Source organism: Comamonas sp. Z1 (assembly GCF_008121555.1).
In the GTDB taxonomy this organism is placed as follows: Bacteria; Pseudomonadota; Gammaproteobacteria; order Burkholderiales; family Burkholderiaceae_C; genus Comamonas; species Comamonas thiooxydans.
This window is the reverse complement of sequence record NZ_VOQT01000039.1, coordinates 1-14,236: the sequence shown is the minus strand read 5'-3', so window position 1 is coordinate 14,236 and position 14,236 is coordinate 1. Positions and strand designations below refer to the sequence as shown.

The window sequence follows — 14,236 nt, the reverse complement described above, 5'->3', positions numbered from 1 at the left end:
TATCTCTGGGACGTTTAAGCCCTGTGGAATACCGGAACAAACTTGGCCTAGCCGCATAAAACCAGTCCAAGTTTTTATCCGCACCTCCACCGGGGGCTAGTGGGTCACTTCTGGGTGGAAATCAACAATGTACTCATACGAAGACAGGATTCTTGCAGTTGAGCTTTACATCAAGCTTGGCTTGCGTGTCAGAGCCACAATTCGCCAGTTGGGATACCCAACCAAGAACGCATTGAAAGGCTGGTATCAGCACTACCTGAAGCATCAGGATTTGCCAGCGAGCCAAGCGCCAAGAGCACCAAAATATTCGCTGCAGCAAAGACAGGTGGCGGTTACTCATTACCTCGCGCACGATCGCTGTATTGCAGCAACGATGAGGGCTTTGGGTTACCCGGGTCGAGGAACGTTAACTGCGTGGGTTCGGCAAGACTGCCCCGAGAGCAGCAAATCGATGGTAAGCAGGTCTTGGCCAGCTACATATCCGGATGCTTTGATGTGTGAGGGCGTGGTGCAACTGTGTTCCCGCCAATCAAGTGCACAGGAGATTGCGGACAAGTTAGGGGTATGTAGGGGGACCTTGTACAACTGGAAAAATCAGTTGCTTGGCCCTTGTGCCCCTGCCGCAATGAAACACAGTCCAAAGCGATCGCCAGTGTTGGATGAAGCAGCACTCAGGCGCCAAGTTGAATCATTGCGCCAGGATGTTCGGCGGCTGAAGATAGAACGTGAGCTTCTCAAGCAGGCCCATGAAATCTTAAAAAATGGGGCTGACATTGATCTGCATAGGCTGGCAAACAAAGATAAGGCTGTGCTGGTTGAAGCGTTGCACGGGCAGTATGAATTGCCAGAACTACTTTCTCTTGTTGGACTTGCTAGAAGCTCGTATTTTTACCATCGTGCCCGGCTGAAGCTGGCTGACAAATACTTGGATGTACGCCGAAGCATCACAGATATCTTCGACAACAACTACCGTTGCTATGGATATCGCAGAGTGCAGGCATCCTTGCTCAAGGAGTGCACGGGCATCTCAGAGAAGGTGGTGCGTCGGCTGATGAAGCAGGAAGGGTTGATCGTGGCCAAGCCAAAACGCCGCAGATATAACTCATACCTTGGAGAGATAGGTGCTGCCCCTCAAAACCTCATCAATCGAGACTTCCATGCTGCTGCGCCCAATGAGAAGTGGCTCACCGACATTACTGAATTCCAGATTCCTGCTGGTAAGGTTTACCTGTCGCCAGTCATTGATTGCTTTGACGGGCTGGTGGTGAGCTGGTCGATTGGGACTCATCCCAATGCAAATCTCGTCAACACAATGCTGGATGCGGCCATTGATGCTGCTCAAGGCAGCGAGAGCCGCCCTGTGATTCATTCTGATCGTGGAGCTCACTACCGATGGCCCGGCTGGCTCTCGAGGGTCCATGATGCAAAGTTGGTTCGCTCGATGTCTCGCAAAGGGTGCTCGCCAGACAATGCCGCATGCGAAGGCTTCTTTGGACGGCTGAAAATAGAACTGTTCTATCCCAGCAACTGGCAATCAACAACGATTGAGCAGTTCATTGAAGCTGTCGATACTTACATTCATTGGTACAACGAAAAACGCATCAAGGTATCTCTGGGACGTTTAAGTCCTGTGGAATACCGACAAGAACTTGGTCTAGCCGCATAAAAACCAGTCCAAGTTTTTATCCGCATCCCCGCCGGAGGCTAGTGGGTCACTTCTGGGTGGAAATCAACAGTCGTGCTCCAGGATTTGCCTGGCTGCTTCATTCTCGAGTTCTTCGAGGTAACGTTGGCAGCTCATAAGGACTCCTGATGGAACGAGGAGGCTCTGAACTAGCTATGAAACTCAGGTCGATCCAAGTTGGAATCTCACGACTGAGATTCAAAGATGTGTGGCGTTGTCTTAGGTGAGGCAGGTAATGAAATCCCAATTTTGGTGATCCCGCTTGAGGATGTCGCGAAAGCGGTACCGCCGTGCATCCGCGCTATAGCCGCAACGATGGCCAGTCCTAAGCCGTGATTGAGATTTGCATGTGCGCGGGACGCATCAGCACGATAGAACCGATCAAACAGGCGTGGCAGATGGATGGGATCGATCTCCGCTCCTCGGTTGATCACCGCAATGCTAACGTTGTCACGTTTGCCATCGGGTGTCTCCACTACGCTTTGGGAGATCTCGATAGTGATCGTTGATCCGGCTTCTGCATAGCGTGAAGCGTTGCCTAAAAGATTGGATAGTGCACGGCGAACCAAACGCGCATCCACAGCAACACTTGCATCTCCATCGATTAGAACTTGAAGGTGCGCTTCTTGAAGCACTGCCTCATGGAACTCGGCCACTTCTGAGGCAAGCTCTGCAAGACTCACTTTGGCGGATCGCCGCGCTTCAGTACCGCGGTCTGCGTGTGACAGAAACAGCATGTCAGCCACGATTCCGGCCATGCGCTGTAGATCCTCTAGGTTGGAGGCCAAGATGTCCTGTAGTTCAACAGCACTACGCGGTTTACGAAGCGCCAACTCGCAACTACTGATCAAGGTGGTCAACGGTGTGTTTAGTTCGTGTGCCACGTCAGCATTGAACGCCTCCATTTGTTGATAGGCGATGGCCAGTCGGTCAAGCAATGCATTGAACTGTGCGATCAATGGTCTTAATTCTTGAGGTTGATGGCTATCATCTAAACGGCGATGCAAGTCTTGCGCAGAAAGGCTTCGCGTTTGATCCACCAGTAGGCGTAAAGGCTTGAGTCCTATGCGAACAAGCCATGTGCTCGCAAATGAGACCAGCAATGCACCCGCCACGGCGGCAATGCCCAGGGTCCAGGCCAGACGATTAAGCAGTCGGTCATCTGGTCTACGGTCTAGCAACAGGACCGCTTGCATTGGCTGCAGGCCGTCGTTAACTGTCGGAACTTCCACTGAAAATTTGCGAACTGCAACCCGGTCGTCATCTTCAGGTTGGCGCAAAAGTTCAAATGCGCTTTTACCGGAGGTTGGCACCAGGCGTAAAGACAGTTCGTCATGCCCCGTGACGAAGTCGTTAAGCATGTGGTTCAAGGCCTCCGGGGAGTGAACCCCTCGGCTCTCGCTTAACAGGTGCTCGATTGCTGTTTTCTTGTGATCTAAGGTGTCTTGCTGACGTTCCGACAGCGTGACGGAGATCACGAAATAGACAGCAATGCATACAAAACCGAGGCCAACAATGGTTTGCAGTGCTAAGGCGCGGGCTAAACGTCGAGCTAAATGTGGTGCAGCGGTCTTGCTCATGTTGTGCGAGATTCGAGCACATAGCCCATGCCACGGACGGTGTGGAGGAGATGTTGCTCAAAAGGCTGATCAAGCTTTAGCCGCAGGCGTCGGATAGCGACCTCTACCACGTTGGTCTCACTGTCGAAATTCATATCCCAAACCTGAGATGCCAACTCTGTTCGTGTTAACACTTCCCCTTGGCGGCGTAATAGAAGGCTAAGCAAATTGAACTCTTTGGCCGTGAGCTCGATTCTCTGGCCCGCCCGCGTGGCCCTACGACGAATTAGGTCTAACTCTAAGTCAGCTAAGCGCAGAGTCGTCGCTTCGGGGGCGGCTTGGGCAACGCTGGGGCCACTGCGCCGTAATAGAACATGCAGGCGTGCGACCAGTTCAGAAAATGCAAATGGCTTAACGAGATAGTCATCGGCGCCACACTGCAGTCCCTTGACGCGATCCTCAACCTGGCCACGGGCAGTCAACATCAGTACAGGTGTTTGTTTCGTTTGCCTCAGCGCAGCTAGCACGGCTAGGCCATCGATGCCCGGAAGCATGCCGTCAAGCACGATCAGGTCATAGTCCATTTCACTGGCCAGGTGCAGACCGTCAATACCGTTGTGGGCTACATCCACAGTGAAGCCCTCTTCCGCCAGACCCTTGTTTAGGTAATCGGCGAGCTTGATCTCATCTTCTACAACCAGGATTTTCATGCTGACTATTCTGAGATAGGCGCACGCATTTTGAAAATGACAAATTTGTCATCCGGCTGTCAGGATGGTGAGGGGAGCACTTTATTATAGTGGCAGCGCCCACCCGCTTTCTATTCCTCACCTGGGCAATGTATCGCCCGGCTGACTTTGGATTGCACGGGTAGGAGTTTTAACAATGATTTCTTCGTCGTCTCATCGTGCTGGCCGAGCAGCTAGTGCGTTGCGTCATGCGTTGTTGTCCACCAGTTTGGCTTTAACTGGCGTGGCAGGCATAGCGCAGGACAATCCTGCCAATAAGGCGTCTCTGGCACCACTGACTCTGGACACTGCAGTAGCACGCGCTATCGACCAACACCCTCGTTTACGAGCTGCCCAGCGCGGTCTTGAGGCAAGCGATGGAGCCGTTCTGCAAAGTAAGGCGAGGCCTAACCCTGCGCTCTCGTATTCACAAGAAGATACGAGCAGAGATAAACGTACCACGACGGTTCAATGGACCCAAATGCTGGAAATCGGTGGCAAGCGCGATGCGCGCATGCGTGCTGCAGCACGTGGCCGAGATGTGGCTGAGGCGGAGCTGGATGCCGCCAAAGCTAATCTTGTCGCAGATGTCCGACTCGCATTCTTCGGGTTGTTAGTCGCACAGCAGCGTGAAGTCCTCGCAGGACAAACTCTTGACATCGCTCGAAGCGCGCGTGAGGCTGCATCGAAGCGTGTAGCAGCGGGCAAGGCAGCGCCCCTAGAGGCCAACCGGGCCAGTGTCGCTGAGTCCAGTGCAGAGCTGGAGCAAGCCCAAGCTCAGGCCGCAAAACGAGTGGCTCGTCAACAATTACAGGCCCTTATAGGAGAGGGAGGCCCTGTATTTGGTGATGCGCAAGGCAAACTTGACGCGTTGCCTACTGTTCCGGAAATTGGGGTTCTTCAAAGCCGCTTGGAGCAGTCGCCTTCCATTCAGCAAGCTCGCTTCACTGTTGAACAGAGCCGGGCGACCGCAGATCTGGAGCGCGCAAAGCGAATTCCTGACCCAACGGTGAGTCTAGGTATGAAGCGCGCTCAAGAGACCGGCAATCAACTCGTAGTCGGCGTCTCCATTCCTTTGCCTGTGCTCGATACCAATCGAGGAAATCAGTTGCAAGCCCTCCGCCTGGCTGACCAAGCTGAAGAGCGCTTGCTAGCTACCCGGTTGGAACTTCAGTCTCAACTTTATGCGGCGCGAGAGACGCTAGAGGCAAGTCGTAAACAAGCTATCCAACTGTCTGAACGCGTGCTGCCGACTGCACAAGTCGCCTATGAGGCGGCAAGCAAAGGATTTGCGCTAGGGAAATTCGGCTATCTGGACGTACTTGACGCGCAACGCTCTTTGTTTGATGTACGTAGTCAATACCTGGACCAGTTAATGGCCACACATCGTGCTTCGGCCGATATCGAACGCTTGTTGGGCACAACAGACGAGTAAGTTTTTTGCACAGATCATCAACATGAACGATACAAAACCATCTCCATTTGGGACTCGGCGTACTCAGATTGCAATTGCTGCAATCCTAGTAGTTGGCGCTCTTTCTGCTGCACTAATTCTTCGCAGTGGTCCAGACAGCAGCAGTGCTAAAGGTGCCGGAGGTCAGGGGCACTCAGAAGCCGCTAGCCACGCAGACACAGAACATCACGGCGAGAAGCAAAGCGGTGATCACAAAGATGAAAAAGGACACGCAGATGGTGAGCACCATGATGAAAAAGAGCAAAAGGACGGAGCCAAGTCTGCAGAGAAGAAAAGCGCCGAAGGTGCTCATGATGACGATGAAGGTCTAATCCAAATGGATTCGCAGCGTATGCAGGCTGCAGGCATTCGAACCGCAGAGGTCGGCGCTGCAACTGTTCGCTCAGTACTGCAACTTCCGGGGGAAATACGCTTCAACGAAGACAAAACGGCTCACGTTGTCCCTCGAGTCCCTGGCGTCGTCGACTCGGTACCCGCCAATCTCGGGCAGGTTGTAAAGAAGGGGCAGTTGCTGGCTGTGTTGAGCAGTGCGGCTGTTTCTGAGCAACGAAGTGAACTTCAAGCCGCTAGCCAACGCTTAGCACTGGCGCGTACAAGCTATGCCAGAGAGCAAAAGCTGTGGGAGGAGAAGGTATCGGCTGAACAGGATTACTTGCAGGCTCGGCAGACACTGCGCGAGGCAGAAATTGCCGTTTCAAATGCTCAACAGAAATTGGCAGCCAACGGCGCCGGAGGCGGTGGCGGTGCACTAAACCGATTTGAATTAAGGGCTCCTTTTGACGGAGTGATCGTCGAGAAGCATCTCGCCGTCGGTGAAGCTGTTCAGGACACTACCCAAGTTTTCACAATCTCAGACTTGCGCTCCGTTTGGGCTGAAATGAGGGTTGCAGCATCTGACTTGCCCGCCGTGAAGGTAGGGGAAAAAGCAACTGTCAAAGCGACAGCATTCTCGTCGTCTGCGACTGGGGTGGTTGCTTACGTGGGTGCTCTGATTGGCCAGGAAACACGTACCGCTCCTGCTCGAATCACTCTAGAGAATCCTGAAGGTGCGTGGCGCCCAGGTCTATTCGTTAATGTGGAGTTGACGGCCTCTTCGCAACAAGTGCCAGTGGCGGTAGCTTCCAGTGCTATCCAGCGTCTGGACGGCCAAAACAGTGTTGTGTTTGTGCCCGTCAAGGGGGGTTTCCGAGCTCAACCTGTACGCGTTGGTCGCTCAGATCCCCAGACAACAGAAATTCTTGAAGGGCTGAAGTCCGGCCAGTCCTATGTGACTGAAGGCAGCTTCATGCTTAAGGCCGAACTGGGCAAGGCTACAGCCGAGCACGCACACTAAGCAAGGGCTGCAAATGTTCGAACGAATTATCCGATTTGCCATTGAGCAGCGCTGGCTGGTCATGGTTGCCGTTCTGGCCCTAGCGGCTCTTGGCGTATACAACTATCAACGCCTCGCTATTGATGCTGTACCTGACATTACCAATGTTCAGGTACAGATCAATACGCAGGCCAGCGGCTACTCACCGCTTGAGACTGAGCAGCGAGTCACTTACCCAATTGAAACGGTGATGGCCGGCCTGCCCAATCTGGAACAGACTCGCTCGCTGTCGCGCTACGGCCTGTCGCAAGTGACAGTAGTGTTTAAAGATGGCACTGACATCTACTTTGCTCGCCAGTTAGTCAACGAACGCATCCAACAGGCCCGTGACAATCTTCCCGCTGGTGTCACTCCCACGCTGGGACCTATCTCTACAGGTTTGGGTGAGATCTATCTTTGGACCGTTGAGGCCGAGGACGGTGCAAAGAAGGCAGATGGAACGCCTTACACACCTATGGATCTGCGCGAGATACAGGACTGGGTGATCAAACCGCAACTGCGTAATGTGCCTGGTGTCACTGAAATCAACTCTATTGGCGGGTTCGCGAAAGAGTATCTGGTTTCGCCACGCCCAGAACAGCTGGCGTCCTATGGTTTCACTCTTGCTGACCTGGTTGCTGCGTTGGAACGCAACAATACCAATGTGGGAGCTGGATACATTGAGCGTCAAGGTGAACAGTATTTGATCCGTGCCCCAGGTCAAGTCTCTGGCATTGCTGACATTCGAGAAGTGATCGTGGGTTCGGCTCAAGGCCAGCCCATACGTATTCGTGATTTGGCAGAGGTTGGCTTGGGTCGTGAGCTTCGCACTGGAGCTGCCACGGATAACGGCCGAGAGGTCGTGCTTGGCACGGTCTTCATGCTGATCGGGGAGAACAGCCGTGTGGTCTCGCAGGCTGTGGCTGCACGTATGGAGCAGATTAACCGCAGTCTTCCTGAAGGCGTGAAAGCGATCACGGTCTACGATCGCACAAACCTCGTCGATAAAGCCATCGCAACGGTCAAGAAGAATTTGGTGGAAGGTGCGGCTTTAGTTGTTGTCATCCTCTTCCTTTTCCTAGGCAACCTCCGCGCGGCCCTGATTACAGCGCTGATCATTCCGTTGTCCATGCTGTTCACCTTTACTGGCATGGTGCAATACAAAGTCAGTGCCAACTTGATGAGTCTGGGCGCTCTTGACTTCGGCATCATCATTGATGGCGCGGTGGTCATTGTGGAGAACTGCGTGCGTCGTCTTGCCCACGCGCAAGAAGCACGCGGACGCTCTTTGACGCGCAGTGAACGCTTCCACGAAGTATTTGCTGCAGCCAAGGAAGCGCGTCGGCCATTGTTGTTTGGACAATTGATCATCATGGTGGTCTATTTGCCAATCTTTGCGCTCACGGGTGTAGAGGGCAAGATGTTCCATCCCATGGCGCTGACTGTGGTGATCGCGCTTGCTGGCGCAATGCTGCTGTCCATTACCTTCATTCCTGCGGCGATTGCTCTTTTCATGGGCAACAAGGTTGCGGAGAAGGAAAATCGCCTCATGGTTTGGGCGCGTCGCGTTTATGCACCAGCCCTTCATCGCGTCATGAGAGCTCCTGCAGTTGTTCTGACTGCCGCTGGTGTGGCGGTGGTGTTAAGCCTGCTGCTGGCAACGCGTCTTGGTAGTGAATTTGCACCAAACCTCAACGAGGGCGACTTCGCCATTCAGGCTCTGCGGATTCCAGGAACCAGCCTGACCCAGTCCCTTGAGATGCAAATGCAGATCGAGAAAACCTTGAAGAAAGAGTTTCCTGAGATCGACAGGGTATTTGCTCGTTCAGGTACCGCGGAGATTGCCTCTGACCCGATGCCACCGAACATCTCGGACGGCTACATCATGCTTAAGCCGCAGTCCGAATGGCCGGATCCGGCACGTACACGAGACGATTTGTTGGCAGCAATTCAGGCAGCCGCAGATCGAGTTCCAGGCAACAATTTCGAGTTCTCTCAACCTATTCAACTGCGCTTCAATGAGTTGATATCGGGTGTGCGTAGTGATGTCGCTGTAAAGATTTTTGGCGACGACATGACTGTGCTGGAGAAGAACGCACAAGCCGTCGCAGGCATGTTGCAGCAAATTTCTGGAGCCTCTGAAGTCAAGGTCGAACAGACCACAGGCTTGCCAATGCTCACCGTGAAAATCGACCGTGAGAAGGCCTCACGCTATGGTTTGAACATGGGTGACGTGCAAGACACCATCAGTACGGCACTGGGCGGTCGTGAAGCCGGCACAGTTTTCGAAGGTGACAAGCGATTCGACATTCAGGTTCGCTTGCCGGACGAAGTGCGCAATGACATGGAAGCGATAGGACGCCTACCTATCGCGCTTCCGCGCGGTACGGATGGCCGACTTGGTTTTGTTCCGCTTTCGGCCGTGGCTAGTTTTGATATCGCACCAGGCCCTAACCAGGTCAGCAGAGAGGACGGTAAGCGTCGAATCGTTGTCAGTGCCAATGTGCGTGGACGGGATATTGGCTCGTTCGTCACAGAAGCTCAACAACGCCTCGAATCACTGCAACTGCCTGCAGGCTACTGGACCCGCTGGGGCGGAACGTTCGAGAATCTCGAGTCGGCTAGAAAGCGCTTGACGATTGTGGTGCCGGCAGCTTTGCTGATGGTCTTCGTCTTGCTGTTTGCAATGTTCGGCAATGTGCGTGATGGTCTCATCGTGTTCACAGGCATTCCGTTTGCACTGACAGGTGGCATCTTGGCGCTCTGGATGCGCGGTATTCCTTTATCCATTTCGGCAGCGATCGGGTTTATCGCACTGTCAGGTGTGGCAGTGCTCAATGGCTTGGTGATGATTGCCTACATCCGATCGCTGCGTGAAGAAGGCAAACGCCTGTATGAAGCAGTCACTGAAGGTGCTTTGACCCGACTGCGGCCTGTTCTGATGACCGCGTTGGTTGCATCGCTAGGCTTTGTTCCGATGGCCATTGCAACGGGCACAGGAGCAGAAGTTCAGCGCCCCTTGGCCACAGTGGTGATCGGTGGGATCTTGTCGTCGACTTTGCTGACCCTTCTCGTGTTGCCCTTGCTCTATAGCTTGATACACCGCAAGGATCTCTCCGAGACTGAAGATGGGCAGGTGTTAGCGTCTACTGAGGAAAAGCCAGCCTGATACAAGTAATTCAATTCACCTCGTGAAAGCCATGGCCTCTAAGGCCATGGCTTTTTTCTTGTAACAATACTTAATATGACAACTTTGTCACATTCCTGTTGGCAATCTGTCGGTAGGTATTTTCTACACTTAAGCCATCTTCTCTGAATAGACGACTTTCTTAGATGGAGAAGAAAATCAATTCACTTAAGGAGTATTAAATGGCTCGCCGTAATATTTTTGCATCTCTCACCGCCGCAGCCGCAATGGCAACTGTTCTGGCAATGCCTGGCGTCGCAGCCGCAGATACGTACTGGCACCCTACAAATAACGAGGCCGGTGTAAAAGCATACCCTGAACATTTCAAGAGCGCTCAAACTCGTGACCAAGTCCGTGCAGAAGCAGCGAATGCAGTGCGCGATGGTGGGGATGCTCGGATGCGCGCAGGAAATTACCCTGCTGTTAAGAGCACAGGTCCCGAGAAGACTCGTCAACAAGTCATTGATGAGCTGACAAAAGAAACCCCTTCGCAGCGAGATGCTCGTAACCAAGCAATGGCTGGGTAATAAGTAATATTTTCTTGGCGTGGATTCGTGGTAACACGATCCACGCCTTTTTTTCGCTCAAAAAATGACAAAAATGTAATCGGAATGTCATCGTGCAGATCAGATTTTATCTCTAGGATTGTGGGTTTATATAAATTCAAAAATAGTTTCATTGAGAAGCTGAATAGTTCTTGATTAAATTCTTTTCGTAAAATGAAGACTTTAAATAAAATAAGTGAATTCCTGCGCTCTAGTGGCATGCAATCAACACGCATGATCATTGGAGTTAGTATATGGATTGCTATTTTTTCTAATTATTATCTTTGGCTGAAGATATCTAAACTAGGTGAAGAATCGAATATAAGTTTAATAATATCTTTTGTTTTTATATTGATTGGTGTGAATATTTTTTCGATTTCTGTTTTGGGATGGGGGTGGCTTTTAAGGCCAATTGCCAGCATCTTTGTAGTCGGTGCGGCTTCAGGTGCCTATTTCATGCAAGCATACGGGATTGTTATTGATTCCAATATGATAACTAATGTGCTTCAAACAGACTTCAATGAAGCCTCGGATCTGATTAACTTGCAGATGATTTTCGTGATCTTGCTGCTGTCGTTGCCTCCATTGTGGTTTATATGGCGCAGAAATTTCTCAAAATCTACTTTTGGCAAACTGATATTGCAACGTTTGATGCTTGCTCTCCTGGGGATTTCAATAGCAGTGGTAAGCCTAATTGTTTCTTTTCAGGCGTTCTCCTCAACCATGAGGAACCATAAGGAGATTCGCTATTTGATTAATCCATACAACGGACTATATGCGGTTTTCAAGAAAATTGACGATTCCCAGAAGAGGAAATCTAAAGATTTGGTAAAAATAGGAGAAGGAGCATACATTGAAGGGACTATAGACCCTATAGTATTTCTTGTAGTCGGAGAAACCGCTCGTTCAGATCATTTGGGGTTGAATGGCTATTTAAGAGATACCACACCTTTGCTATCAAGTCGAAAAGACATTTTGTCATTTAAAAATGCCTGGGCTTGTGGAACGAGCACCGCAGAGTCATTGCCGTGCATGTTTTCACACTTATCGAGGGAGGATTTTTTTGATCGACGAGAAAATTACGAGAACTTATTAGATGTTCTAAAAAAGGCAGGTCTGAATGTTCTTTGGGTTGACAATCAATCAGGGTGCAAGGGGGTATGTGCGAGAATACCTACTGAAAATCAAGAGATAATCAAGGGTGACATCAACTGCAGAGATGATGGTTGCTTTGATGCAGCAGTATTGAAGAGTCTCCAAAGGAAAATTGAAAGCTTACCGAAGCTTGGTAAAGCTAAAGGAACCGTTGTTCTAGTCCACCAAATGGGAAGCCATGGCCCAGCCTATTACAAGCGTTCTTCACCAGATAGAAAAACTTACTTCCCAGAGTGTGACTCTTCAGCTCTGCAAACCTGCAGTCGAGACCAAGTAGTTAATGCATATGACAACAGCATAAGAGAGACTGATTATTTCATTTCGAAGGCGATTGATTGGATTAAGGAGACATATCCAGATCTGCCAACTGCAATGATGTATGTCTCAGACCATGGGGAGTCTTTGGGAGAAAATAATATATACCTCCATGGTCTACCTTATAGTTTGGCACCTGATGCTCAGAAAAGGATTCCTTGGATCGTTTGGTTTTCTAATTCATTTTCACGTGAAAATTTTGAACAGGAAAGCTGTGTTGATATGGTAGATGTCAATACAAAAATAAGTCACGATAACTATTTCCATTCAATTCTAGGATTGCTTAATGTTAGGTCTAATTTGTATGATTCCAAATATGACATTTTCCAATCCTGCAGAATAAAAAGTAATTATAAGTCTGCATCATAAGAAATTTGATCGACACGGTGGTGTTCATCGAGTTTTAGTGTATGACCTCCACCGGAAAGCTATTTAATATTCTTGGTTTAGAGTTGCTCTGTTGAGCGATGGTCGGTTCTGGATTGATAGTAAATTAACTAGTGAAATTTTTTGCTTGGCTGTAAGCAATATTCTTTGTGTTTGGTAAGGCTATATATAATTAATTTTGTCAAATTTCATGATTAATAATCGAGTTGTATAATATTTTTCCAGTTTTACTGGGAGTAAGTAATTCTAGTGGTCTCGTGGACTAGGAGGGAAAACGACCGCGGAAATTTTCTGACGAATACCATAGAATTTCAGGTGATAAATGGTATTTTTTGGGGATTTACTCTTGAATAAGATCGCTTGCGCTCTTGATCGAAGAAGCCTTTCACTTCGTTAAGGAGCTTGGAATATTGGTTGTCTCTGTGATGGCGGTGGGTAAATTAATAGGTGCGTTACCCATTGTTGATAAAGGCTTCACGTCATGACTGAAGCGTTGTCGCGCATTTTCATCATTTCATGCGCATAGGCCTTGAGCGTGGCTATCGCACCTGTATTTTCTGCAAGTTGGAATTTTTTTTCATTTTTTTGAGGGGGAAGGTTCTTTGCAGCCGTATAAGAAGTGAAGATCGGCTTCAAAGGAGGTCTGTGTTGATTTCCACCCAGAAGTGACCCACTAGCCCCCGGTTGGAGGTGCGGATAAAAACTTGGACTGGTTTTATGCGGCTAGGCCAAGCTTGTGCCGGTATTCCACAGGACTTAAACGTCCCAGAGATACCTTGATACGTTTTTCGTTGTACCAACGAATATAAGTATCGACAGCTTCAATGAACTGCTCAATCGTTGTTGATTGCCAGTTGCAGGGATAGAACAGCTCCATCTTTAGCCTTCCAAAGAAGCCTTCGCATGCAGCATTGTCTGGCGAGCACCCTTTGCGAGACATCGAGCGAACCAACTTTGCATCATGGACCCTCGAGAGCCAGCCTGGCCATCGGTAGTGAGCTCCACGATCAGAATGAATCACAGGGCGGCTCTCGCTGCCTTGAACAGCATCAATGGCCGCATCCAGCATTGTGTTGACGAGATTTGCGTTGGGATGAGTCCCAATCGACCAGCTCACCACCAGCCCGTCAAAGCAATCAATGACTGGCGACAGGTAGACCTTGCCAGCAGGAATCTGGAATTCAGTAATGTCGGTGAGCCACTTCTCATTGGGCGCAGCGGCATGGAAGTCTCGATTGATGAGGTTTTGCGGGGCAGCACCTATCTCTCCAAGGTATGAGTTATATCTGCGGCGTTTGGGCTTGGCCACGATCAACCCCTCCTGCTTCATCAGCCGGCGAACCACCTTCTCTGAGATGCCCGTGCACTCCTTGAGCAGGGATGCCTGCACCCTGCGATATCCATAGCAACGGTAGTTGTTGTCGAAGATCTCTGTGATGCTTCGGCGTAAATCAACGTATTTGTCAGCCAGCTTCAGCCGGGCACGATGGTAAAAATACGAGCTTCTAGCAAGGCCAACAAGAGAAAGCAGTTCTGGCAATTCATACTGCCCGTGCAACGCTTCAACCAGCACAGCCTTATCTTTGTTTGCCAGCCTATGCAGGTCAATGTCGGACCCATTTTTTAAGATTTCATGGGCCTGTTTGAGAAGCTCCCGCTCTATCTTCAGCCGCCGAACATCCTGGCGCAATGATGTTAATTTCCACGCATAACTGACCCGCCGGGGATGCGGACAAAAACTTGGACTACCAGGAGATGTAATGGATGCCTCCCTGCCTACGGGCAGCTCAAAGGCCGCAGAAGCATAAAGATGAACAGCGTGACCGTTTTGGGAGTGTGCTTGTTCGCTAG

10 protein-coding genes are annotated in these 14,236 nt (G+C 50.5%); 6 read left to right on the top strand and 4 right to left on the bottom strand.

Annotated features, from left to right (window positions below; genetic code table 11):
- The first annotated feature begins 127 nt into the window (after positions 1-127).
- The gene (locus FSY45_RS27020; RefSeq protein WP_148748558.1) at positions 128-1,666 is read left to right on the top strand and encodes an IS3 family transposase; all 1,539 of its coding nucleotides are present in this window, start codon (positions 128-130) and stop codon (positions 1,664-1,666) included.
- 203 nt (positions 1,667-1,869) lie between these two features.
- On the opposite strand, the gene FSY45_RS27015 is transcribed toward FSY45_RS27020, so the two are convergent.
- Complete coding sequence (locus tag FSY45_RS27015) at positions 1,870-3,264, bottom strand: heavy metal sensor histidine kinase (RefSeq protein ID WP_003062497.1); 1,395 nt, start codon at positions 3,262-3,264, stop codon at positions 1,870-1,872.
- Positions 3,261-3,953 carry a heavy metal response regulator transcription factor gene (locus FSY45_RS27010; RefSeq protein WP_003062499.1) on the bottom strand — a complete coding sequence of 231 codons (693 nt, stop codon included), beginning with the start codon at positions 3,951-3,953 and terminating at the stop codon, positions 3,261-3,263. Before FSY45_RS27010 ends, FSY45_RS27015 begins: the two co-directional genes overlap by 4 nt.
- 175 nt (positions 3,954-4,128) lie before the next feature.
- Here FSY45_RS27010 and FSY45_RS27005 point away from each other — a divergent pair, with 175 nt between their 5' ends.
- From FSY45_RS27005 to FSY45_RS26985, 5 genes are all read left to right on the top strand, one after another.
- Positions 4,129-5,406 (top strand): TolC family protein, encoded by a 1,278-nt coding sequence (locus FSY45_RS27005; protein WP_012838505.1) that lies wholly within the window; start codon positions 4,129-4,131, stop codon positions 5,404-5,406.
- Positions 5,407-5,428: 22 nt separating this feature from the next.
- Positions 5,429-6,778 (top strand): efflux RND transporter periplasmic adaptor subunit, encoded by a 1,350-nt coding sequence (locus tag FSY45_RS27000; protein ID WP_034349613.1) that lies wholly within the window; start codon positions 5,429-5,431, stop codon positions 6,776-6,778.
- 13 nt (positions 6,779-6,791) lie between these two features.
- Entirely contained in the window at positions 6,792-9,965 is a 3,174-nt protein-coding gene (locus FSY45_RS26995) for an efflux RND transporter permease subunit (protein WP_046462796.1), read from the top strand.
- 200 nt (positions 9,966-10,165) lie between these two features.
- Complete coding sequence (locus tag FSY45_RS26990; protein ID WP_080944584.1) at positions 10,166-10,510, top strand: DUF4148 domain-containing protein; 345 nt, start codon at positions 10,166-10,168, stop codon at positions 10,508-10,510.
- A 252-nt stretch (positions 10,511-10,762) separates the two neighbouring features.
- Positions 10,763-12,367: a phosphoethanolamine transferase gene (locus FSY45_RS26985; protein ID WP_255443462.1), complete on the top strand. Its 1,605-nt coding sequence runs from the start codon at positions 10,763-10,765 to the stop codon at positions 12,365-12,367.
- A 492-nt stretch (positions 12,368-12,859) separates the two neighbouring features.
- On the opposite strand, the gene FSY45_RS28005 is transcribed toward FSY45_RS26985, so the two are convergent.
- Both FSY45_RS28005 and FSY45_RS26980 read right to left on the bottom strand, forming a co-directional pair.
- A complete protein-coding gene (locus FSY45_RS28005) occupies positions 12,860-13,021 on the bottom strand; it encodes a hypothetical protein (protein ID WP_187427621.1) in 162 nt (53 codons plus the stop codon).
- A gap of 79 nt (positions 13,022-13,100) precedes the next feature.
- Positions 13,101-14,236 (bottom strand): IS3 family transposase (locus FSY45_RS26980; RefSeq protein WP_255443461.1); only part of this gene is annotated, 1,136 nt, incomplete at its 5' end.